At 39.5% G+C, this 23,543-nt stretch carries 25 protein-coding genes and 3 tRNA genes; 26 read left to right on the top strand and 2 right to left on the bottom strand.

All coding sequences use genetic code 11. The features are described from left to right. The first annotated feature begins 48 nt into the window (after nucleotides 1-48). From hslV to J7K93_10410, 5 genes are all read left to right on the top strand, one after another. Entirely contained in the window at nucleotides 49-585 is a 537-nt protein-coding gene (gene hslV, locus J7K93_10430; GenBank protein MCD6117420.1) for an ATP-dependent protease subunit HslV, read from the top strand. A gap of 51 nt (nucleotides 586-636) precedes the next feature. Then, on the top strand, nucleotides 637-2,007 hold the full coding sequence (hslU, locus tag J7K93_10425; protein MCD6117419.1) for an ATP-dependent protease ATPase subunit HslU: 1,371 nt from the start codon (nucleotides 637-639) through the stop codon (nucleotides 2,005-2,007). Between the two features lie 102 nt (nucleotides 2,008-2,109). Then, nucleotides 2,110-3,024 (top strand): ornithine carbamoyltransferase, encoded by a 915-nt coding sequence (gene argF / locus J7K93_10420; protein MCD6117418.1) that lies wholly within the window; start codon nucleotides 2,110-2,112, stop codon nucleotides 3,022-3,024. A 9-nt stretch (nucleotides 3,025-3,033) separates the two neighbouring features. Beyond that, entirely contained in the window at nucleotides 3,034-4,002 is a 969-nt protein-coding gene (locus tag J7K93_10415) for a GNAT family N-acetyltransferase (GenBank protein ID MCD6117417.1), read from the top strand. Between the two features lie 109 nt (nucleotides 4,003-4,111). Next, nucleotides 4,112-4,567, top strand: coding sequence for a GAF domain-containing protein (locus J7K93_10410; GenBank protein MCD6117416.1), 456 nt, complete (start codon nucleotides 4,112-4,114; stop codon nucleotides 4,565-4,567). Nucleotides 4,568-4,691: 124 nt separating this feature from the next. On the opposite strand, the gene genX is transcribed toward J7K93_10410, so the two are convergent. After that, a complete protein-coding gene (gene genX / locus J7K93_10405) occupies nucleotides 4,692-5,720 on the bottom strand; it encodes an EF-P lysine aminoacylase GenX (protein ID MCD6117415.1) in 1,029 nt (342 codons plus the stop codon). A gap of 13 nt (nucleotides 5,721-5,733) precedes the next feature. Beyond that, nucleotides 5,734-6,975, bottom strand: a complete 1,242-nt coding sequence (locus J7K93_10400; GenBank protein MCD6117414.1) for a M20 family metallo-hydrolase — start codon at nucleotides 6,973-6,975, stop codon at nucleotides 5,734-5,736. A 157-nt stretch (nucleotides 6,976-7,132) separates the two neighbouring features. Here J7K93_10400 and J7K93_10395 point away from each other — a divergent pair. From J7K93_10395 to J7K93_10295, 21 genes are all read left to right on the top strand, one after another. Further along, nucleotides 7,133-7,205 (top strand) — tRNA-Arg (locus J7K93_10395). A 149-nt stretch (nucleotides 7,206-7,354) separates the two neighbouring features. Next, nucleotides 7,355-7,732, top strand: coding sequence for a response regulator (locus J7K93_10390; GenBank protein MCD6117413.1), 378 nt, complete (start codon nucleotides 7,355-7,357; stop codon nucleotides 7,730-7,732). Nucleotides 7,733-7,754: 22 nt separating this feature from the next. Beyond that, on the top strand, nucleotides 7,755-8,432 hold the full coding sequence (locus J7K93_10385) for a tetratricopeptide repeat protein (GenBank protein MCD6117412.1): 678 nt from the start codon (nucleotides 7,755-7,757) through the stop codon (nucleotides 8,430-8,432). 111 nt (nucleotides 8,433-8,543) lie between these two features. Next, nucleotides 8,544-9,002 carry a hypothetical protein gene (locus J7K93_10380; protein MCD6117411.1) on the top strand — a complete coding sequence of 153 codons (459 nt, stop codon included), beginning with the start codon at nucleotides 8,544-8,546 and terminating at the stop codon, nucleotides 9,000-9,002. An 18-nt stretch (nucleotides 9,003-9,020) separates the two neighbouring features. Further along, the gene (gene nusA / locus J7K93_10375; protein ID MCD6117410.1) at nucleotides 9,021-10,277 is read left to right on the top strand and encodes a transcription termination factor NusA; all 1,257 of its coding nucleotides are present in this window, start codon (nucleotides 9,021-9,023) and stop codon (nucleotides 10,275-10,277) included. Nucleotides 10,278-10,331: 54 nt separating this feature from the next. After that, complete coding sequence (gene infB, locus J7K93_10370) at nucleotides 10,332-12,956, top strand: translation initiation factor IF-2 (GenBank protein MCD6117409.1); 2,625 nt, start codon at nucleotides 10,332-10,334, stop codon at nucleotides 12,954-12,956. A 3-nt stretch (nucleotides 12,957-12,959) separates the two neighbouring features. Then, nucleotides 12,960-13,241, top strand: coding sequence for a DUF503 domain-containing protein (locus J7K93_10365; GenBank protein MCD6117408.1), 282 nt, complete (start codon nucleotides 12,960-12,962; stop codon nucleotides 13,239-13,241). Between the two features lie 14 nt (nucleotides 13,242-13,255). Next, entirely contained in the window at nucleotides 13,256-13,618 is a 363-nt protein-coding gene (gene rbfA / locus J7K93_10360; protein MCD6117407.1) for a 30S ribosome-binding factor RbfA, read from the top strand. 6 nt (nucleotides 13,619-13,624) lie between these two features. After that, the gene (locus J7K93_10355) at nucleotides 13,625-14,626 is read left to right on the top strand and encodes a bifunctional oligoribonuclease/PAP phosphatase NrnA (protein ID MCD6117406.1); all 1,002 of its coding nucleotides are present in this window, start codon (nucleotides 13,625-13,627) and stop codon (nucleotides 14,624-14,626) included. Next, nucleotides 14,626-15,318, top strand: coding sequence for a tRNA pseudouridine(55) synthase TruB (gene truB, locus J7K93_10350; protein MCD6117405.1), 693 nt, complete (start codon nucleotides 14,626-14,628; stop codon nucleotides 15,316-15,318). The genes J7K93_10355 and truB overlap by 1 nt, the downstream gene beginning before the upstream one ends. A gap of 2 nt (nucleotides 15,319-15,320) precedes the next feature. Further along, nucleotides 15,321-16,262, top strand: a complete 942-nt coding sequence (locus J7K93_10345) for a bifunctional riboflavin kinase/FAD synthetase (protein ID MCD6117404.1) — start codon at nucleotides 15,321-15,323, stop codon at nucleotides 16,260-16,262. Continuing rightward, entirely contained in the window at nucleotides 16,262-16,531 is a 270-nt protein-coding gene (gene rpsO / locus J7K93_10340; protein ID MCD6117403.1) for a 30S ribosomal protein S15, read from the top strand. The genes J7K93_10345 and rpsO overlap by 1 nt, the downstream gene beginning before the upstream one ends. A gap of 96 nt (nucleotides 16,532-16,627) precedes the next feature. Next, on the top strand, nucleotides 16,628-18,712 hold the full coding sequence (gene pnp / locus J7K93_10335; GenBank protein ID MCD6117402.1) for a polyribonucleotide nucleotidyltransferase: 2,085 nt from the start codon (nucleotides 16,628-16,630) through the stop codon (nucleotides 18,710-18,712). Between the two features lie 40 nt (nucleotides 18,713-18,752). Next, nucleotides 18,753-19,964 carry a pyridoxal phosphate-dependent aminotransferase gene (locus tag J7K93_10330; protein MCD6117401.1) on the top strand — a complete coding sequence of 404 codons (1,212 nt, stop codon included), beginning with the start codon at nucleotides 18,753-18,755 and terminating at the stop codon, nucleotides 19,962-19,964. Then, complete coding sequence (locus J7K93_10325; protein MCD6117400.1) at nucleotides 19,957-20,745, top strand: polysaccharide deacetylase family protein; 789 nt, start codon at nucleotides 19,957-19,959, stop codon at nucleotides 20,743-20,745. The genes J7K93_10330 and J7K93_10325 overlap by 8 nt, the downstream gene beginning before the upstream one ends. Before the next feature lie 39 nt (nucleotides 20,746-20,784). Beyond that, the gene (locus J7K93_10320; protein MCD6117399.1) at nucleotides 20,785-21,147 is read left to right on the top strand and encodes a MerR family transcriptional regulator; all 363 of its coding nucleotides are present in this window, start codon (nucleotides 20,785-20,787) and stop codon (nucleotides 21,145-21,147) included. A 15-nt stretch (nucleotides 21,148-21,162) separates the two neighbouring features. Next, nucleotides 21,163-21,633, top strand: a complete 471-nt coding sequence (locus tag J7K93_10315) for a 23S rRNA (pseudouridine(1915)-N(3))-methyltransferase RlmH (protein MCD6117398.1) — start codon at nucleotides 21,163-21,165, stop codon at nucleotides 21,631-21,633. Nucleotides 21,634-21,644: 11 nt separating this feature from the next. Continuing rightward, the gene (locus J7K93_10310; GenBank protein ID MCD6117397.1) at nucleotides 21,645-22,133 is read left to right on the top strand and encodes an NUDIX hydrolase; all 489 of its coding nucleotides are present in this window, start codon (nucleotides 21,645-21,647) and stop codon (nucleotides 22,131-22,133) included. Then, nucleotides 22,109-23,275, top strand: coding sequence for a DNA polymerase IV (locus J7K93_10305; GenBank protein ID MCD6117396.1), 1,167 nt, complete (start codon nucleotides 22,109-22,111; stop codon nucleotides 23,273-23,275). The genes J7K93_10310 and J7K93_10305 overlap by 25 nt, the downstream gene beginning before the upstream one ends. Before the next feature lie 85 nt (nucleotides 23,276-23,360). Next, a tRNA-His gene (locus tag J7K93_10300) sits at nucleotides 23,361-23,434 on the top strand. 25 nt (nucleotides 23,435-23,459) lie between these two features. Next, nucleotides 23,460-23,532 (top strand) — tRNA-Glu (locus J7K93_10295). The last annotated feature ends 11 nt before the right edge of the window (nucleotides 23,533-23,543 follow it).

Genomic DNA, 23,543 nt, shown 5'->3' with positions numbered 1-23,543 from the left:
GTTTCGTACTTATAGAGAACATATTATAATAAAAAAGCAGAGAATTCTATGGAAACAGTTTTTCATGCAACAACAATACTAGGTGTAAAAAAAGGAGCAACTGTAGCAATCGGAGGCGACGGCCAGGTTACATTCGGCGATTATGTCATGAAAGAGAAGGCTCTCAAAGTCAGAAAGCTTTATAATGATACTATGGTTGCAGGATTTGCAGGAGCTGCAGCAGATGCATTTGCTCTTTTTGACAGATTTGAAAAGGCAATTGAACAGTGGAACGGCAATCTGCCGAGAGCAGCAGTGGAACTTGCAAAAGAGTGGCGGACTGACAAGTATCTTAGGCAGCTTGAAGCTCTTCTTGCGGTTGCTGACAAGAAAAATATGCTGATAATTTCCGGAACCGGTGATGTAATTGAGCCTGATGATAACATAGTTGCAATTGGTTCAGGAGGGCCATATGCTCTTGCTGCTGCTAGAGCACTTGTTAAATACAGTGAGCTTGACGCTGAGGAACTTGTCCGTGAGTCGCTGAAAATCGCATCAAAGATATGCATATATACAAATGATAAAATTAATGTGGAAGTTTTATAACAGAAGGGTTTTATATTGAAAAGGCAGAATAAGGATAATGCAAATTTCTGTATGACTCCGAGAGAGATTGTTGCAGAACTTGACAAATACATAATTGGCCAGGATAACGCCAAAAAGATGGTTGCAATAGCCCTGAGAAACCGCTGGAGAAGACAGCAGGTAAAAGATGACCTTCGTGATGAGATTATGCCTAACAATATAATCCTTATAGGCCCTACAGGAGTGGGTAAAACAGAGATAGCACGCAGGCTTGCAAGGCTGGCAGGTGCACCTTTTATCAAAGTAGAAGCATCAAAATTTACCGAAGTGGGATATGTCGGAAGGGATGTTGAATCAATTATCCGTGATCTGACTGATTTTGCAGTTTCTATGGTAAAGGAAGAACACACACTTAAGGTACAGGGCAAGGCAAAGGAGGCTGCTGAGGAGAGGCTGCTTGATATACTTTTTCCGACAGATAATACAGCCGATGAAAAAGCAATAGATTTCTCAAAGGATGTTTTTTCAGAAGAGAATTCTGAAAGGAAGGATGAGGAAAGATTCAGCAGAACCAGGGAAAAGTTAAAAAAACAGCTTGAAGAAGGAAAACTTGAGAATAGAACAGTAGAAATTACTACTAATTTTGATTCACACCCCATGATGCAGATATTTTCTCCAATAGGCATTGAAGAGATGGGCCTCAACATTCAGGACCTCTTTGGAGGCATGATGCCGAAGAAGAGGAAAAAGAAGAAAATGAAAGTTGCAGAGGCGCGGCAGGTGCTGATTGCAGAGGAGACTCAAAAGCTGATAGATATGGAGAAGGTAATTGAAGATGCCATCTCGAGGGTGGAGCAGTCCGGCATAGTCTTCCTTGATGAAATCGATAAAATAGCAGGAGAAGAGGACGGCAGCGGAATAGATGTTTCAAGGCAGGGCGTACAGAGAGATATTCTGCCTGTTGTTGAAGGTACCAATGTAGTGACAAAATATGGAATGGTTCGTACGGATCATGTGCTCTTTATTGCATCGGGTGCATTCCATGTATCCAAACCGTCAGATCTTATTCCCGAGCTTCAGGGCAGATTCCCAATACGTGTTGAGCTTGATACACTTTCAACGGAAGATTTTATTCGTATTTTAACAGAACCTGAAAATGCCCTTGTCAAACAGTATACTGCATTAATTGAAACTGAGGGAGTAAAGGTCGTTTTTACGAGGGGTGCTATAAAAGAGATTGCAAGAACCGCAACAAAAGTAAATGAAAGGGCGGAAAATATAGGGGCGAGAAGGCTTCAGACTATTATGAGTACGCTTCTTGAGGAGATACTCTTTAATATCCCTGATGAAAATATGAAGAGCGTTAAGCTTGCTGCTGAAGATGTGAAAAAGTGCCTGAGCGATATTGTAGAAGATGTAGACCTTTCAAAGTATATTCTTTAATTAAAGATTGCTTGACTTTTTAAAATAAAAGAGTTAATATCATCTCAAATGAATTGGAGTGTTCCCTTAAAGGGAAACGTTAAAAAATAATATGGAGGAGGTATGAAGAAGGATTTTCTTGCGATTACTGATCTTACAACGGAAGAAATTCATGAAATGTTTAAGCTTGCAATTGATATTAAGACAAAGCTGAAAAAAGGCCAGTTTTTTCACGTGCTTGAAGGCCAGACCCTGGCAATGATTTTTCAGAAACCGTCTGCAAGAACAAGGGTTTCATTTGAAGTAGGTATGTTCCAGCTTGGCGGGCATGCACTGTATCTTTCCCCCAATGATATAGGGATAGGTAAACGTGAAGCTGTAAAAGATATTGCTCAGGTGTTTTCAAGATACAATGATGGAATTATGGCCAGGCTTTTCGGGCATGAACATATTATTGAGCTTGCTGAGAATGCGACTATTCCTGTTATTAACGGTTTGACTGATCTTCTTCATCCATGTCAGGTTATGGGCGATATGCTGACAGTTCTTGAGCACAGGGGTAATTTTGACGGATTAAAACTTGCATTTGTGGGTGACGGAAACAATCTTGCAAATTCATGGATTAATATGGCTGCACGTATTCCTATGACTTTAAATCTTGCAATCCCGGAAGGGTATGATCCTGACCAGAAAATTCTTGCAGATGGCAGGAAAGCGGGAATCAGCGAGATTAACATAATTCGTGACCCTCTTGATGCGGTAAAAGATGCTGATGTAATTTATACGGATGTCTGGGCAAGTATGGGGCAGGAGAAAGAAGCTGAAAAGCGTAAAAAGGTGTTCGCTGCTTTTCAGGTGAACCAGAAACTTGTTGATCTGGCAAAGGATGATGTAAAGGTTATGCACTGCCTGCCAGCTCACAGAGGCGACGAAATTACAGATGAAGTTGTTGACGGAATTCATTCTATTGTATTTGATGAGGCAGAGAACAGGCTTCACATGCAGAAAGCAATAATGGTTGCTTTAATGAAAAAATAAAGGTTGTCTATTATTTTAATTGAAAAATACAATCGGGATTTAAGCGGGTGGTGGGATAAATTTGTATGGAAAGCAAATAACGGTACTCTGTTCCACACCCGCAGATTCCTTTCATACCACGATGAAGGAAAATTTCAGGATCACTCATTAATCTTTTCCGAGGGTAGCACGGCTTGCGCTCTCTTTCCTGCTGCTTTACGTGTAATTGACGGTAAAAGAGTGCTTTCTTCACACTGCGGAGCTTCTTACGGAGGCTTTGTGTATGATGAAAAAACGTCGATACGTACTGCTTTTGACCTCGTTGAATCTTTGCTGGAACATGCTGAAAAAGAGAAGATTGACAGAATTGAGATGACTCTGCCTCCTCTTATATACCTTGCACGGCCGAGTAACTATATTGATTTTGCCCTTTATAAAAACGGATTTATATATAAAAAACGAGAAGTTTCAAGTGTAATCCCTCTGGATTTCAACACCGGGGATATTTACCAACAGTTTAAACCTGAAGCCCGCACAGCAACAAGAAGATCACAAAAATTAGGTGTCAAGATAAAAATAAAAGAAGATTTTAGCCAATTCTATCCAATACTTAAAAAGAATCTGAAATTAAGGCACAATGTAAATCCTACCCATACGCTGGAAGAACTGCTGAGGTTGAAAAAGCTCTTTCCTGAAAGAATCCTGCAGTTCGGAGCATATCTTGAAGACAAGATGATTGCAGGTGTGACAAATTTTTTATGCAATGATCGTGTTGTGCTTGCATTTTACATCAGCCATGATGAAGATTACCAGAAATACAGGCCCGTTAATTTCCTTTTTTATGAGATTATCAAGTGGTCAATTGAAAAAGGGTATAAATTTCTTGATTACGGGATTTTTACTGTTAATGAAGACCCTAATTGGGGGCTTGGCAAATTTAAAGAGAGTTTCGGTGCAAGAGGAATTTTAAGAGAAACATTTCAGAAAGATTTAAGATAGCATAAAAACTCAAATGTACTATGCCCGGATCTAAATCTGAGATAATCCGTAAAAAATAATTTGTGTTTTATTTAGTGCATGATTTAATTAATGCAATCGGGAGTGCTGCTTGACAAAGTCAGATAAGTATCTGGCGTCTTTCAGGGAGATAGAAATTCGTCTGAAAAAGAATGGTGAGCTTATATCCGATTTGGGTAACACTGCTGCTGTTTTAAAGAAGAGACTGAATTATTTCTGGGCCGGCTTTTATTTTGTTAAAGATAACAGGCTTGTGCTGGGCCCTTTTCAGGGGACTCCTGCATGCGTTTATCTTTCTGCTGATTCCGGAGTCTGTGCCGAAGCAGTCAAAATTGGTGAAACTGTAATTGTTGAAGATGTTAATAAATTTCCGGGACATATTGCATGTGATCCGAGTTCAAAATCTGAAATTGTTGTACCGATGTTTGATTCCAATGCTAATATAAAAGCAGTGCTGGATGTTGATGATGATTCCTTTGGCAGTTTTGACAGAGTAGATAAAGAGTGGCTTGAAAAGATTGCCGGGCTTTTTTCAAAAAGGTTGTAAACAATTGTCAGATTTAATAAAAGGCTGATGCCTTAAACCCCCGGACAGCGGCAGGGCACTTTATAACTTTACAACTTTATAACTTTACAACTTTATAACTTTCAACACGGATTTTATTGCCTGATTATATCATTTCTTTTACCGGGGACAGAATAACATCATTTATACTTTTTTTGTCCAGTAAAAGCATAAGCAGCCTGTCAATACCAAGTGCAATTCCGCTGCATTCGGGCATGCCGGTCTTTAGTGCTTTAATCAGATCAGTATCAATCGGCAGGTTCCCCGGCCTTGATTGCTGCTCTTTTTTAAATCTTTTTAAAAGTTCTTTCCCGTCTGTAAGTTCAGTGTATCCGTTTGCAAGTTCAATTCCTGCGATAAAAAGTTCTGCTCTTTCCACGTAAGCAGGGTCGGAAGCTTTAAGTTTTGCCATAAGAGGGTTTTTTGCAGGATAGTCTGTTACAAAAACCGGCCTTTTAAGTCCTAATTCAGGCTCTATTTTTTCCATAAAAATTCTTAAGAATATGGTATCCCAGTCGTCATTATCTTCACAATAGACAGAGGTTTTTACTGCTGCTTTCCGCATTAAATCAAGAGACATGCATTTGTCAAGATCAAGGCCTGCCTTATTTAAAAACAGTTCTTTAACTGAAATTCTGTCCCAGGGTGAAGACAGGTCAATATTTTTTCCCTGAAAGGAAATGTTAAGTGAACCTGTTACTTTTTCTGCACAATAGATAATTAACTCTTCTGTTTCGTCCATTATTTCATTGTAGGCTGCTCCGTTTTTGTACCACTCAGCCATTGTAAATTCAGGGTTGTGCAGTTCTGTTATTTCCGCATCTCGAAAAACTTTTCCCAGGAAGAAAATGTCCCCTGACCCTGCTGCAAGAAGCTTTTTCATTGCGTGTTCCGGAGAAGTATGAAGAAAAAGTTCGGAAGGATTCCCGTTCATATCGTGAATTCTTACTTTAACAGAATCAATATTTGAATCCAGGGTAGGCCACGGCGATGCAGTTGGGGGATCGACTTCAAGGAAATCCCTGTTTATAAAAAAGGACCGGACAGCCTGCATAAGTTCGGCCCTTTTTTTAAAGATTTTCCATTTTAAATCATTATCTGCAAGACGCTGCCAGTTTTTTTTGGTTTCAGACATGGCTGATTATTGTTTACCAGGTCTGAAGAGCAATGTGTGCAAAAATTCGTGCATCTTCCAGTACATTTTTAATTGAGCAATATTCATTGGGAGCGTGAAGTGTGTCGTCAAGAGTACACCAGCATACTGCAGGGAGATTTGCTCTTCTGAAGTAGGCGGCAACAGTTCCTCCGCCTATCCCTATTGTTACAGGTTCCTTTGACCTCAGTTCTTTTATAGCTTTTTTAAGTGCTGCAGCAGCAGGAGCATCAGCAGGAGTAGCAGGAGGCGCTGATTCCAATTGCGGATATGTAAGAGTAATTGTTACACCGAATTCCTTTTCAATATCATCTGCCCACGACCTGATTGTTTTTTGTATATCTTCTATTGAGTAGTCGGGAAGAATCCTGCAGTCAAAATAAAATACATCGGAACCGGGAATAGTATTTATATTATCAACATTTTTTTCCTTTTGTGTCGGTTCAAAAGTTGATATCGGCGGATCGTAAAGCGGATCATTTTTATCATATTTTTTATAAAGCTCATTCATCTTTACAATAAGATGTGCTGCAGCCTTGTGGGCATTTTTCCCTTTTTCAGGAGTTGATCCGTGGGTCTGTTTTCCCTGTGTCTCGCATTTTACCCAGAGGATTGATTTTTCAGCTACTTCTATTGTGATACCTTCAGGATCTCCCGCATCAGGAATGATGATTAGATCATCAGGTTTGAAAATTTCTTTCTTTTCTTTAATAACATGCTGAATGCCGTATTTTGATCCTGATTCCTCATCAGCTACTACAACGAGGCCGATGTTATGTTCAGGTACGACACCTTCTTCAATAAGAGCCTTTACTGCAAGAAAGGACGAAACAAAACCCTGCTGATCATCTTCTGTGCCTCTTCCGTATATTTTGTCTCCTTTGACTACAGCTTCAAAAGGTTCGGTATCCCATTTCTCCCTGTCGCCTGTTGGTACAACATCCATGTGGCTCATAATCCAGATTGTCTGCGCTGTGTCTTTCCCGTTCATAATTGCTATTAGATTTGGCCGGTATCCTGCAGGTACCCTATCATCAGGAGCATCAACTTCTTCAATTGAGTCAAACCCAAGTTCCGTAAGAAGTGATTTTATATAGTCAGATTTTTCTTTTTCACCTGTACCTCCGTTTTCAGGGCTAAGAGCCGGTATAGCAGTTAAACCTTTCTGGATTTTTATTACTTCTTCCTCGTATGAGTCTATTTTCTTTGAAACTTTGTTAAAAATAGTTGTATCCATAAAAACCTCCTCAAAAACAGAAATGATATTTGTCGTGTTTTAAATAATACAAAACAATATTCAGGAAAGCAAGCCGATTTAAAGTATTTATTATTTTAAAAAAATCTTGCCTTTTTAAACTAAGTTTAATAAATTATTTGACAGGTAGTTTTAAGCTGCCCCAGTAGCTCAGGGGATAGAGCACCGGTTTCCTAAACCGGGTGTCGTAGGTTCGATTCCTACCTGGGGTACTTCAGGCGGTTTTTAAGTGCAGCTGTTGTAAGCTCTTCATCTGAGTAGTTCTTTTTAAAAACAGGTTTATTTTAAGAAGAACAGTAATCAGGAGAGAATTAGAGATACCCCGATAATATGTAAATTAATACCTTTGAAGGGGGCCAGGATGAAAGAAAAAATTCTTGTTGTTGATGATGTGGATACGATTGCCCGCGTATATGCGCGATTTCTTGAGCGTCAGGGCTATGATGTCAGAATGGCTTTTAACGGAGAAGATGCTCTGTCTGAGTGGGAGAGATTTCATCCGGATCTTGTGATTACTGACATTCGTATGCCCACTATGTCCGGATTTGAGCTTGCAAATGAATTACGCAGAAGAAACCCGGAACAGAGAGTAATACTTATGACAGGGTATGCAGATGAAGCGGAAGTGCTTCAGCAGCAGCATGATCATGGGTTCCCATTTTTTACAAAACCTGCGGATCTGCAGACCACTGTAGCTAAGATTGTAAAAGAAGTACTGAGCGGAGAATATAAACAATAATTTTATTACTTATGGAGCATTTATGCTGAAACCGAGAAAGAGAATTGCGAAGAAGGAAATCAAAGAAGATCCGATAGTAACTCTTTATGTTAATTTTCAGAAATATTTGAGAAAGCATTCTAAATATATAAATATTGTGATAGGTTCTGTTGCTGTTATTCTGCTTATTGTATTGTTTTCAGTTAAAAGCAAAAAAAGGGCGGAAATGGCTGCTGAAGGACAGTTGGGTGTTGCAGAGCAATACTACTATCAGGGAGCTTATGACCGTGTAATTCAGCAAATGCCTGCCATTGTTGATAAATACGCAGGTACACGTGCAGCAGGAGAGTCGGCTTTTTTTATTGCAAACTCTTATTATGATAATAAGGATTATGATAATGGTTTAAAGTACTATCAAATTTGTATAAAAACGATTTCGTCTGATCCTGTTTATACTCCGGCAAGTTATGCGGGGATGGGTGATTGTCTTGAGATGCAGAAGAAATATAAAGAAGCTGCTGAAATGTATGAAAAAGCTGCCAACAAATTTGAAAAATTATTTTCAGCACCTTTTTATTTAAAGAGTGCTGCACGCTGTTATGAAGAGGCAGGTAATTCTGCTAAAGCAAAAGAAATTTTACAGGCGTTGCTTGACAACTACCCGTCATTTGAATATAAATCGGAAGTTGCGTTCTTACTTAATACTCTAAATCATAACTGATCCTGCGTTAAGATTATTGTTTCTGTATATTTTCCTTGCAAAAGAGGAAAATATTTCATATATTATATGCTGAAGTGGGTCAAATACCCACTTTTTTTAATGGGATATTGTATGAGCAGTTTAAAAGAGAAGATAATTAGTGCAGTTACTCCAGTTATTGAGGAGGAAGAAGCTGAACTGATAGACGTTGAAATTATCGGAGGGCCTTCGAACAGAATTTTCAGATTTTTTGTTGATACCAAAAATGGGATTACAGTTGGCGAGTGTGCAACGATAAACCGGAAAATATATTCGCTTATTAACAAAGAGTCTCTTGCCGCCCCGGATTCCTATAGAGTGGAAGTGTCTTCTCCCGGCCTTGACAGGGCGTTGAAGGAAAAGAAAGATTTTTTAAGGAACATGGGGAAGAAGCTGAGGATAGTATTTCGGGATGAGGACGGGGCAAAGCAAAAAGTTGAAGGCTTTCTTGAGGATGTATCTGAAACGGAAATCAGGATCGTTGATAAAATGGATAGTTTGACTATCCCGTATAAAATTATTTTAAAAGCGAGACGGGCAATAGAGTGGTAAATTGAGGGATAAACTTCAATGAATGTAAATATTGTTGAGGCAGTAACACAAATAGCGAAAGAGAGAAACATTTCAAAAGACTCAGTGAGTGAAATTCTTGAGTCCATGTTTTTTTCAATGATTAAACGGAAGTACGGAAAAACGGATAATTTTGATATATTCGTTAACATGGAAAAAGGTGAAGTGGAGATATACCAGATTAAAACAATAGTTGCTGAGGTAGAAGATCCTATATCTGAAATTGCTCTTGATGATGCAAAGAAGACTGAACCTGACCTTGAATTGGGTGATGAGTTTGTAGAAATTATTGATCCTTCGGCATTTGGCAGAAGATTAATAACGTCTGCAAAACAGACACTCACGCAAAAAATCCGTGAAGCCGAAAAAGAGATTTTGTTCGAAGAGTTTAAAGATCGTGTCGGTGAAATTATTGTAGGTGACATCCGTCAGATCAGCAGAGACGAAGTTTTGATTTCTGTAGAGAATATGGAAGTGGCGTTGCCTAAATCCGAACAGATACCAAGTGAAAGGTATTATAGAGGCGACACTCTGAAAGCTGTAATCAGGCATGTAGCCAGAACAAACAGAGGGCCTGAGGTTATTGTGTCCCGGATTGCGCCTAAACTTCTCATAGGGCTTTTTGAAATAGAAGTACCGGAAATCTATGATGGTATTATAGAGATAAAAAGTGTCGCGCGTTTCCCGGGTGAAAGGGCAAAAGTTGCGGTATCCTCAAATGATAGCAGAATAGATGCTGTAGGAGCGTGTGTTGGGCTTAAGGGTGTAAGGATTCAGGCTGTAGTTAAAGAGCTTAATAACGAGAAAATAGATGTTATTAACTGGAATGGTGAGCCTGAAATTTTTATTGCACGGGCCTTAAGCCCTGCGAAACCGGTACAGGTAATTGTCAATGAAGATGAAAAGAGTGCTGTTGCAGTGCTCCCTGATGATGAGATATCCCTTGCTATAGGACGCGGCGGCCAGAACAGACAACTTGCATCAAGGCTCACAGGTTATGAGATTACAACTGTTAAACAGTCTGAGTGGGATGCGGAACATGCAGAGGAAGAAAAACTTCTTCTTGAAGATATTCCTGAACTGACGAAGATAATATATGATAAACTTACATCTGCCGGCTATGAAAATGCCGATGAAGTACTGGATGCCGGTAAGGACGTGATTTCTGATATAAAAGGATTTGGCAGTAAAACAGTTGACAAGTTATTTGAGATTCTTTCTTCTTATTATGAAGAAGAATCTGACGAAACCGAATAATGGCCTTATGTTTTAAAGTGATAATTTAGGCTAAAAACAGGAAAAAGGGTAACATTGACTAGTAAAAAAAGAGTATACTCCGTAGCAAAAGAATTTAACATGTCGAACGAGACTCTTATTGAGTTCTTGCACAAACAGGGCGTTAAGGTGCGGAACCACATGGCACCGGTGAGCGACGAAATGTATGCTCTGATTAATGAAAATTTTCAAAGAGCTGAAGACCTTGAATCTAAAGAACCTGATTTTAGAAAAAAAATACAGGAAAAAAAGATTGAAGAGGAGAAGCGCAGAGAGACTATTCGTGAAGAGATAAATGAAATTCTTGAGCGCTCTAAAGGAAGTGAACTTGAACCTGTTTCAACTACTGGCAAAAAGAGGGCAAGGAAACGTTCTGAAGAGGCTGCAAAAAAAGCTCTTAAAGTTACAGAGCCGCCGAGAGAGAAACCGAAAGCTGAGCCTGTAGCCCAAAAAGAAGAGAAGAAAGCAGAAACCACAAGTGCAGGCCAGAAGCATGGTGCTGCACAGGTAATTGATGTTGATAAGATACCTCCTGTAGAAAAGCCGAAGCGTTCGTTAAAGAAAGCGGCAAGAAAACATCATGAAGAAAAAAATGAAGAGGAGAGAACCCGCTCTAAAGAGAAACATAAAAAACAGGCTGATGTAGAAGAAGAAATTCCGCAAAAAAGGCATCACCATAAAAAGCAGGAAGAGACTTTTATTGCAGAAGGCGGAGAGGGGTCAAAAAGTTCGAATAAAAAGAGGCGAAAACGTAAAAAACGTAAAAAAGGGCCTCAGGTTAAAATTGATGAGAAGGAGATAGATGCTTCCATAAAAGAAACTCTAGCCAAGATGAGTGATACTACCAAAAAGAGGAAGCATAAAAAGGATAAAATAAAAGACGAAATTGAAGAAACAGAAGAGAATGTAATTAAGATTACTGAATTTGCTTCAGTATCAGAACTCGCTAATTTATTAGATGTTGAAGCAAATGAAGTGATAAAAGCATGTATGTCTCTCGGCCTTATGGTTACTATAAATCAGCGTCTTGACCGTGAAATAATTATGATGGTGGCGCATGAATTTGAGTATGATGTTGTATTCCTTACGGAGTTTGGAGAAGATACGGAAGACCAGGTAATTTTTGAAGAGGAAGAAGATGAGTCCAAACTTCATCCGAGAGCCCCTGTAGTAACTATTATGGGCCATGTTGACCATGGCAAGACCTCTCTTTTGGATTTTATTAGGGAAAGCAATATAATATCTCATGAATCAGGAGGCATCACTCAGCATATTGGTGCTTATGAAGTAATAACTAATGATAATGCAATTACATTTCTTGATACTCCTGGCCATGAAGCTTTTACTGCAATGCGTGCCAGAGGTGCACAGGTTACTGATATGGTTGTACTTGTTGTTGCGGCAGATGACGGTATTATGCCTCAGACAATTGAAGCGATTAACCATTCCAGGGCTGCTAATGTGCCTATTGTTGTTGCAATTAATAAAATTGACAAATCAGGTGCAAATATAGATAGAATAAAGCAGCAGCTTTCCGAACATAATGTGCTTGTTGAAGACTGGGGAGGCAAGGTTCAGTGTGCAGAAGTTTCCGCTAAAACAGGGGAAGGAATTGACCGGTTACTGGAGATAATACTTCTTGAATCTGAAATACTTGAACTTAAGGCCAATCACGAGGCAAAGGCAAGGGCTGTAATTCTTGAAGCGCGTAAGGATAAAGGCAAAGGTATTATCGGAAATATATTAATCCAGAGAGGTACTTTAAATATTGGAGATATTTTCATTGCAGGCCCCTTCCATGGAAGAGTCAGAGCAATGATTGATGACAGGGGAAATAAAGTTAAACATGCAGGGCCATCTACGCCTGTGCAGGTGATGGGCTTTTCAGGTATGCCTCAGGCCGGAGATATTTTTGTAGTTGTTGACAGTGAACAGGAAGCACGTGATATAAGCAACAAGAGGCAGCAGTTAAAACGTGAACAGGGCTTCAAGCAGATAAAACGCCTGACTCTTGATCAGATATCAAAGAATATTGCTGAGGGAACTGTTAAGGAACTTGCAGTTATTATCAAGGGAGATGTGGACGGATCTGTTGAAGCGTTAAGTGATTCTTTGATGAATTTAGCAACAGATATGGCAAGTGTTCGTATAGTTCACAAAGCAGTTGGTGCTATTAATGAATCAGATGTGCTTCTTGCCGAAGCGTCTGAAGCTGTAATTATAGGTTTCCATGTGCAGCCGAACGGTAAAGCAGTGGATCTCGCCAAGGCAGAAAATATTGATATCCGTTTATACGAAGTTATATATGATGTAGTAAATGATGTTAAACTTGCACTTTCCGGGCTTTTGGAGCCGGAACTTATCGAAGAAGTAACCGGAGAAGTGGAAATCCGCGATATATTCAAAGCTTCAAAAGTAGGCATGATAGCGGGTTGCTATGTTCTTTCCGGTAAAGTATTGAGAAACAGCATGGTACGCGTTATTCGGGATAAAGAGATAATTCATGACGGAAAGATATCTTCTCTTAAACGTTTTAAAGATGACGTTAAAGAAGTAGCTGCCGGTTATGAATGCGGTATTACTCTTGAGGGATTCAGAGATATAAAAGCAGGTGACATGTTTGAGGTTTACATTATTATTGAGAAGGCCAGGGAGCTTTGATAAATGTTAGTAGGGACTTTGCAGGTAGAGCTGCATATTTCCGGTGCACAGTCTCTTAAAGAAAAGAGATTTATTTTGAAAAGCATAATTACCCGTTTAAGAAATAATTTTAATATTTCAGTATCGGAAGTGGATTATCAGGATAAGTGGCAGAGGGCATGTATCGGTATTGCATCAGTATCAAATAGCCGGAGATTTATTGATTCTGTTTTTACCAGGGTCATGAATGCTATTATTAAAGATAATCGTGTTGAACTGATAGATAATATTATTGAGATTCTATAGAGATAATAAGTAATATGGCAGGCCAGAGACAAAAACGAGTATCAGGTATGATCCAGCTTGAAATAAGCGAGATACTCAGGACTAAAATGAAAGATCCGAGACTGGGATTTGTCACAGTTACTCAAGTTGCTTTGTCTGCAGATTTGCGTAATGCAAGAGTATATGTTAGTATACTCGGCAGCGATGAGGAGAGGGCGGCTTCAATGCATATTCTGGAAGGAGCTACTTCATTTATACAAAGTGAACTCGGCACCCGTATTCGTTTACGTTATCTGCCTATGATTAAGTTTTTTCTTGATACGAGTTTGGATTACATGGAACATATTAATGAAATTTTTAATGAGATACATTCTTCGGATAAAGATACTATAGGCTGACTTTACATGACAGAAAACAGGATGCAATATAAAGAGGATAATGAAATCAGTAAAGGCTTTTCAAGGGTTTCGCAGGTTTTAAAAGAGAAAGATGATTTTTTAATAACAGCACACATTAATTCCGACGGAGATTCGATTTCGTCAATTCTTCTGTTTGCGTCAATTGTTAAGCATCTTGGTAAACGGTTTTTAATGTGTATTGATGATACTGTTCCCGGGAAATTTGATTTTCTGCCTGATGTGGATAGTATCGTTTCTTTTGAGAAAATAGATTACGATTTTACTCCGGAAGTTTGTGTTGTTCTTGATGCTTCAAATCTTGAGAGAATAGGCAGAGTCAACAGCTTAATTCCTGACAACAGTACTATAATAAGCATTGATCACCATCCGAGCAATGTTAATTTTGGTAAAATTAATGTTGTGGACCCAAAAGCAAGCAGTACGTCTGAAATTGTTTATCAGTTGATTTCTGCTTTGGGTATAGATGTTACAAAAGCAATGGCAACTTATGTTTATAACGGGATTGTCTGTGATACTGGAAGTTTCAGCTTCCCAAATACTACAGATAAATCTCTTTATATATGTGCAGAGATGGTCCGCTGCGGAGCGGATCCGGGGTTTATTGCAAGAATGCTTTATCAGCGTTCTTCTCCTGATACTCTTCGTGCACTATCTTCTGCTCTGTCCACTCTTGAGTTCCATTTCGATGGCAAGGTTAGCTGCATGTATCTTGTAAACGGATTTGTATCTGAGGGCAGTAATGTTGATACTGAAGGTTTTGTTGATTATCTTCTTGCTATTGACGGGACAGAAGTAGAATTTTTTATGATTGAAGAAAAACCCGATTATTTTCGGATAAGTTTGCGCTCAAAAGAGTATGTAGATGTGAATGCAGTTGCAGGAGAATTTGGGGGTGGGGGCCATCAGCGTGCAGCAGGGTGCAGAGTTGCCGGAAAAGCTGATGAGGTAAAGGAAAAATTAATAAAAATACTTGAATCATTTGTTTAATGAATAGTGCAGCTGTTAAAATAAGTTCTTTGGATTTTAATGCAGGAGCAGTATTAAATATTGATAAACCTGAAGGAATAACTTCATTCGGTGTTGTTAAAAAGATAAAAGCCTGGACAAAATGCAGGAAGGTCGGTCATGCAGGTACTCTTGATCCAATGGCTACAGGTGTTCTGCTTGTAGTTACAGGCAGGGCAACAAAGGGAGTAAGCAGCCTTGTAGGTATGGAGAAAGAGTATAAAGGTATTATTACACTCGGGATTAAAACAGACACAGACGATGCTGAAGGCAGGATCATAGAAAAGAAAGAAGTGGAATCTTTTCCAGTGCAGGTAATTGAAGATGTACTGAAAAATTTTAATGGTGAGATAGAGCAGATTCCTCCGATGTATTCAGCTATCAAAGTTAAAGGACGCCCGTTATACCGCCTTGCGAGAAAAGGCGAGGTGATAGAGCGAAGCCCGAGGAAGGTTGTTATATTTTCAATTTTGCTTGATGAGTGGGATCCGCCGTTTTTAAAATTAACTGTCAGGTGTTCAAAGGGAACATATATAAGGGCACTGGCACGAGATGTAGGGGATATGTTAGAGACGGGGGGGCATTTAAGCTATCTAAGGAGAACAAAGATCGGAGATTACAAAGTTGATGATTCTTATCAACTGCAAGAGATCAGGGAAGCATTAGCAGTATAATTATGAAAATTTATAAAACTTTTAATGATGTCCCCTATAAAAAGAAAAGTTGTGTTACAGTAGGTTCTTTTGACGGGATTCATCTCGGGCATAAAAAGATCATTGACAAAATCGTAAGTCTTGCAAAAAGTACAGATTCAAGAAGTGTGCTGATTACTTTTGATCCGATTCCGAAAAGAGTTGTCAGAAGCACTGAAGTACCTGAATTACTGACGACTCTTGATGAGAAGCTGTGTCTTATTGAAGAAAGAGGAGTTGATGCTGTTTGTATAATTCCTTTTGACAGAGAAGTGGCAAAAACCGGAGCGGAAGAATTTATCAAAAGAGTTGTTGTTGAAAAAACAGGTGTTCTGAATTTCGTTGTTGGTTATAACCATACATTTGGAAGAGGAGCTGAGGGGACACAGAAACTTCTTCAGCGTATGAGCTCTGATTATGATTTTTCCATTCATGTGGTTGATCCTGTAAAAGTTAATGGAGAATTTGTAAGCAGTACGCGTATAAGAGAACTTGTCAGAAAGGGGCAAATAAAAAGTGCTGACACTATGTTAGGGCACGAATTTCTGATGCATGGACAAGTTGAGCAGGGTAAGAAATTAGGCCGTGAGCTTGGATTTCCTACTGCAAATTTAAAAATTAAAAAAGAGGGGAAGCTTATTCCTGAAAATGGAGTTTATGCAGTAAGGGTTAGAGCACTGGATGAGGAGTTCGGAGGTATGGCATATATCGGAAATCGGCCTACACTTAACGGTAATGAGCAGAAAATAGAAGTACATTTGCACGGCTTTAAGGGTGATTTATATGATTCGGAACTGGATATTTTTTTCCTGGAACGAATTCGCGGGGAGAAAAAATTCTCAACTGTTGACGAGTTGAGAGAAAATATAGAACAAGATAAAAAGAAATCATTAGCAATTTTATTGAAGACCAGTAGGAGGTATTAATGGGCTTGACTAAAGAGAAAAAGAGCGAGCTTATCAAAAAATTCGGTGATAATGAGCGCGATACAGGTAAAGCGGATGTTCAGGTTGCTCTTTTAACAGAAAGAATCAATCAACTGACTGAACATTTCAAAGTGCATAAGAAAGACAACCATTCACGCCGCGGGTTGTTAAAAATGGTGGGCAGGCGGCGCAGGCTTCTTGATTATATCAAAACAAAAGATATTGAGAGATACAGAGCCGTAATTAAAGAATTAGGACTCCGACGCTAAATTTAGCTACAAGAGTTGTTGTCGGTATCCTGATAGAAAAATCAGGTTTATAGAGCAGTAGTTAAATATTTTATCTACTGCTGTTAGGAGAAAAGAATGATAGTAAGAAAAAGTATTGAACACGGAGGCAGGGAACTTACCTTCGAAACCGGACGTATGGCGAGACAGGCTGACGGAGCTGTGGTAGTACAGTACGGAGGAACTGTAATACTTGCTACTGCAGTTGCATCAAAAAAGAGAGCTGATTACAGAGGGTTTTTCCCGCTTTCTGTTGAATATCGTGAGAAGGCCTATGCTGCAGGTAAGATCCCGGGCGGCTTTTTTAAACGTGAAGGAAGGCCTCAGGAAAAAGAGATATTAAGTGCGCGGTTGATTGACCGCCCGATTCGCCCTCTTTTCCCTAAAGAATTTTATAATGAAGTACAGGTTGTTATTTCCGTACTCTCATCAGACAAAGAGAATGACGCGGATGTACTTGGTATAACCGGTGCATCAGCAGCGCTTTCAATTTCAGACATACCTTTTGCAGGGCCTGTTGCCGGAGTGAGAGTAGGGCGCATAGGCGGAGAATTGATTATTAACCCTACTTTTGCACAGCTTGAAGAGAGTGATATTGATGTGGTTCTTGCAGGTTCTGAAGATTCAATTATAATGGTTGAAGGTGAAGCAGGCGAAATTTCAGAAGAGGAGATGCTGACTGCGTTGACCTTTGGGCATGATGCAATTAAAGGTATAATTGGTATTCAGAAGGAACTTGTCAAAGAGGCAGGCAGGGAAAAAATTGTTCCTGATCCGCCGGAAATAGATGAGAGCCTTGTTGAAAAAGTGCGCAGTATTGCCGGTGAGAAGCTTCCGCAGGCCCTGAAGATAAAACCTAAAATGGAAAGACAGGCTGCTCTGCGTGCAATCGGAAATGAAGTACAGGAAGCCCTGGCTGAAGAGTATCCTGATAAGGAAGTATTTATCTCGGAAGTTATACAGAATATAGAAAAAGAGATTGTCCGTGATGAGATTGTGAATAAGAAAGTTCGTATTGACGGCAGAGGATGGGATGATATCCGCCCCATTACCTGCGAGGTATCAGTATTGCCGAGAACACACGGATCTGCACTGTTTACAAGAGGTGAAACTCAAAGCCTTACAGTTACGACTCTCGGCACCAAATCCGATGAGCAGAAGATAGAGCGGCTTGAAGGAGCTTCATGGAAGAGTTATACGCTTCATTACAATTTCCCTCCTTTCAGTGTTGGTGAGGCCAAGATGTTCCGCGGTACATCGAGAAGAGAAATAGGCCATGGAAATCTTGCAGAGAGAGCTCTTAAGCCTGTTATACCAAGCGAAGATGTCTTTCCCTATACTCTGAGAGTAGTTTCGGATATTCTTGAGTCCAACGGATCATCGTCAATGGCAACTGTCTGTGCAGGTTCAATGTCCCTTATGGACGCAGGGGTACCTGTTAAGGATGCTGTTGCAGGTATTGCCATGGGATTAATAAAAGAAGGTGATGAAACAGTAATACTTACAGATATCCTTGGTGATGAAGACCATCTCGGCGATATGGATTTTAAAGTAGCAGGAACAAAAAATGGTGTAAATGCATTCCAGATGGATATCAAGATTGCAGGTATTTCAAGTGAAATAATGAAAACAGCTCTTGAAAAAGCAAGGATTGCACGCCTTAAGATACTTGACATTATGAATGAGGCAATAAGTAAACCAAGAGAAAATACATCTCCCTATGCACCCCGTATTATGAATATGCATATTGATGTCAAAGATATCGGAACTGTTATTGGCCCGGGTGGAAAGATGATAAGGGAGATTGTTGAAAAGTCAGGAGCTGAACTTAATATTGAAGATGATGGAACAATTCAGATTGCAGCTGAGGACGAATCAGCATGTAATGCTGCAATTGAAATGGTAAAAAATCTTGTTAAAAAGCCTGAGAGAGGCATGATTTACACCGGTAAGGTAAAGAAAATTACAAATTTCGGTGCATTTGTTGAGATACTTCCGGGAAAAGAGGGTTTGCTTCATATTTCCGAAATTGCAGATCACAGAGTACGCAGTGTTGAAGATCACTTGAAAGTAGGACAGGAAATAAAAGTTAAACTTCTGAATATTTCACCTGAAGGCAAACTCGATCTCAGTATGAAAGCTGTTGCGGCAGAAGAGAAATAAGATATCTGATATAATTTTACTTAGAAAGGTAAAGTAGATTATGGATAGCCTGAGAGTTTCAGAACGCGGGTCGGCTACACCCTGGTCGCCTATTCGTAAATTAACTCCTTTTTCTGAGAAAGCTGAGGAGGATAATGTAAAGGTGTTTCATCTGAATATCGGACAGCCTGATATTTTAACACCTTCTGAATTCTATAGTGCTGTTAAGGAATATTCGCAAAAGGTACTTGCTTACGGGCCTTCCAACGGACTTCCTCGAATTCGTAAAAGCTTTCTTGATTATTATCATAACTGCGGCTACAGCCACATCAGAGAACCTGATCTCATGGTTACAACTGCAGGAAGCGAAGCAGTGGTTTTTTCCATGATGGCTGTTGCTTCGCCGGGTGATGAGATCATTGTGTTTGAGCCGTTTTATCCAAATTATAATGGATTCGCTGCAATGGCAGGAGTTAAGCTTGTACCTGTCAGTACTGACCCTGAAACAGGTTATCATCTGCCTGATGCGGAAATTATTGAAGAGAAAATAACACAGAAAACAAAAGCCATATTAATATGCACTCCGAATAATCCGACAGGTACTGTCCTCAGAAAAGAGGAGATGGAAACAATTGAGAGTATTGCACTCAAACACAATCTTTTTGTGTTGTCAGATGAAGTATACAGAGAGTTTGTATTTGACGGAGAATATACGAGTATTCTATCTTTTCCCGAGCTTGAAAAAAATGCTGTTTTAATGGATAGCATATCAAAACGGTACAGTGCGTGTGGTGCCCGAATAGGATGCATAATAAGCAAAAACAGAGAGATAATGGATACTGTTATGAAATTCGGGCAGGCAAGACTATGTCCTCCTACACTCGAACAGGTAGGTGCAAGCGCTGTAATCGCAACAGGTGATAAATATTTTGCTGATATGATTGAGGAGTATAAAATAAGGCGTGATTTTGTTTACGAAGCATTAACAAAAATTCCCGGAGTTGAATGCAAAAAGCCTCAAGGCGCATTTTACATGATGGTAAGGTTCCCTGTTGATGACATAGAAGATTTTGCAAAATGGCTTCTTACGGATTTTCGTGCAAATAGTTCTACAACTATGATTGCACCAGGGCCGGGTTTTTATGCAACACCAGGCAAAGGCGGGCAGGAGGCTCGTATTGCCTATGTGTTAAATACTGATGATCTTGATAGAGCCGTGGAGATCCTGGAAAAAGGACTGGAGGTTTACAATCGCAGGAAAATTGGTGAATGAAAAAAACGCTGAACCTGTACCGATAATTACTTTTCATAAAGTTGATCCTTCTTTTGAGTGGGGAGTTACCAGGGTTACACCCCGCCAGTTCAGAAAAATTGTTTCCAATCTTGCTGATTGCGGTTATAAGACTGTAAGTCTGGATGATGTTTTTACGGATTCTGTTTCTATGCCTGAAAAACCAGTTGTCCTGACTTTTGATGATGGTTACGAAAGTATTTTAGATTATGCCGCGCCAGTCCTTGAAGAGTTTAATTTTACAGGCACAATTTTTATTATTACAGGATTTGTAGGAAAAGAAAATAAGTGGGACGTGAATTTAGGAGGCCTGAGATTTAAACATCTTTCGTGGGCGCAGATTGACAGCCTGAAAAAGGCGGGTTTCGAGATAGGATCCCATACAATCCACCATTCTGATTTAACACGCATAAACCGTAAAGAGATAGAAAATGAAGTATTTGAATCCAAACAGGAACTGGAGCGGAAAACCGGAGATAAAGTGAAATTTATTTCGTTTCCTTTTGGCAGATACAATACTGAGGTTATTGATCTATGCGTAAAGGCAGGTTATAAAGGCGGGTGCACATACTGGATACACAAAAAAGATAAAGAAAATCCTTTTCTTATGGGAAGAAGAGCCTGGTATCTGTTTGATCCGTGGTTTATGATGCAGGCAAAACTCGGGAATGGTATTGCAGGCAGGATTGAAGAAGCAAAGCTCAGGGCGATAAATTTTTTCTCGCATGGTACAGCGCTTTTAAAACCTGCAATAAAAGATTAAGGCCGATAATCCCGGGGGATAAAGATTAAAGAGGTCAGTATGGATGGCCCTAAAATCAAACGCCTCTACTATTCAACCCGAGACGTTAGTGAGAAAGCAGGCATTGACACTCAGTTGCTGAGGTCATGGGAAAAGAAGTTCAGTTTTCTAAAGCCGATTAAAAGTAAAACAGGAAGAAGGCTATACAAACCTTCCGACCTGAATCTTGTAATAAAAATAATAGATTTTAAAAAAAACGGACTTACTGACGACCGTATTGAATTCCTTCTTAAACAGGGAACAGAGGCCGTAGAGAAAGTTGATAAAAGCTACGACTATTCCAAAGAGAGGGAATTGCCTGTTCATGAAATAATTGCCACACTACAAGAGATTGTCAGAATTCTGGACAGCAGAGATTCCTGAACTTTATATTAATTCATGAATGTAAAAATCATTTCAATCGGGAGAAAACGAGCCGAAGAGTACATGCGGCTTGAACAAGAATATCTTAAAAGATTGACCCCTTTTATGAAGATATCCCAGATACTTCTTAAGCCTGTAAAATCCGGTTCAAATATTAAACCTGATTCATTGATGTACAGGGAAGGCGAGGAGATACTTAAAAGAATTCCTGATAATAGTTATGTGTGCGCTCTTGACAGAAAAGGCAAAATGTTATCTTCCGGAGAATTTTCAAATTTATTAAATAATTTACAGAGAAAAAGTATTGGGGAGACTATATTTGTTATCGGAGGCGCTGCAGGGCTTGGAGAAAATGTTATAAATAGGGCAGATTATAAACTTTCTTTTTCGCTTATGACTTTCCCCCATGATATGGTTCCGCTTATACTTTTTGAACAGCTTTATCGTGCCAATTCAATTCTGCACGGCAGTAAGTATCATAAATAAGGAGCTGATGCATGTCTACTAAAAGGGTTATACAATGCCCCCATTGTTCGGCTGATATTATTGTTTATAAAAACCCCGTACCAACGGTTGATATTATAATTGAAACTGACGGCGGAATAGTATTAATTGACAGACAGAACGCTCCGTTTGGGTGGGCAATACCCGGCGGTTTTGTAGATTACGGAGAATCCGCTCCGACAGCGGCAAAACGTGAAGCAAAAGAGGAAACTTCTTTGGACGTTGAGCTGGTTGCAGTGCTGGGTGTGTATTCCGATCCCTCAAGAGATCCTAGACAGCATACAATCTCAACGGTTTTTGTGGCCAAAGCAGAAGGAATTCCATCTGCTGCTGATGATGCTAAAGATGCTGCTGTTTTCAGAAATAAGGAAGATCTCCCGGATAATATTGTTTTCGACCATTTAAAAATTATTAATGACTATTTTAAATGGAAAGAGTTAACAGCGGATAAAAAGCAATGGAACGGCTTATTTTTCACGTAGACATGGATGCATTTTTTGCCTCTGTGGAGCAGTCTGATAACCCTTCGCTTAAGGGAAAACCGGTTGTTGTAGGTGCTGATCCGGGGCACGGCATGGTGAGAGGTGTTGTATCAGCTGCATCTTACGAAGCGAGAAAGTATGGAATCCATTCCGCAATGCCGATATCAAAAGCCTATAGATTATGTCCTGATGCTGTTTTTTTGCCGGTACGCATGAAAAGATACAAAGAAGTCAGCAGAGAAATTATGTCAATTCTCAGAGATTTTTCTCCGATTATTGAGCCTGTAAGCATTGATGAGGCATTTCTTGATATGACAGGTACAAAAAGGCTTTTGGGAGACCCGATAAAAGCAGCGGAAGAGATTAAACTGAGAGTAAAGAGAGAACAAAATATTACAGCTTCTGTTGGTATTGCGCCTAATAAATTAGTTGCTAAAATTGCTTCTGACATCCAAAAACCGGACGGCCTTGTTTTTGTCTCTCAAAACGGGATAAAAGATTTTCTTAATCCCCTTCCAGTGAGCAGGCTGTGGGGTGTAGGTATAAAGACGAGAGAAATTCTTGACAGTCTCGGAATAAAAAAAGTTGAAGATATTGTACGTCTTTCTGAACAGGATATTTGTTCCTGTTTTGGTAAAACAAAGGGGATGTTTCTTTACCGAACCAGCAGAGGTATTGACAGCAGGCCTGTTGAATATTCTTCTCAGGCAAAGTCTGTCAGTAATGAGATAACTTTTCAGTATGATGTTGATGACACAGGTTTTTTAAAAGAAAAGCTGCTGTTTTTATCTGAGAAAGTTTCATTCCGCATGCGTAAACAGGGGTATTGCGGACGTACGGTGTATTTAAAAATAAGATTCAGTGATTTTACTACATTTGTAAGAAACCGTACTGTAAATAATCCTGTGTGTATAATAGATGATATTTATTCAGAGGCCTGTATACTTTTTGATGAAATAGATATTTCGGAGAAAAGAGTCCGCTTATTGGGAGTAGGTATTACAATGCTTGTTTCAGCAGACTCAGTGCAGCAGAAATTGCCCTTTGAGAAAAGTGATAAAAGGGAGAAAGCTGCAGTAGTTGTAGATAAAATTAAAGAAAAATTTGGTGAAAAGATCATTGGGAGGGGAAAGAGTAGTTAGTCTTTTTCTTTAAAAAAAGATTAAAAACAAAAAATATGCTTGATTTAAAAAGAATCATTTTTTATATTCTTTTCTCATTGATATGGTGGGTATAGCTCAGCTGGTTAGAGCGCCAGGTTGTGGCCCTGGAGGTCACGGGTTCAAATCCCGTTACTCACCCAAAGGGCCAAAATGAAAATAAAATGTCCCCATCGTCTAGTGGCCCAGGACTCAGGATTTTCATTCCTGCAACAGGGGTTCGACTCCCCTTGGGGACGCAAAAAGAGGC

It is taken from the genome of bacterium, assembly GCA_021158245.1.
Lineage (GTDB): Bacteria > Zhuqueibacterota > QNDG01 > QNDG01 > QNDG01 > QNDG01.
Note: the sequence above shows the minus strand (reverse complement) of the source record. Positions and strands in the feature narration are given on the sequence as shown.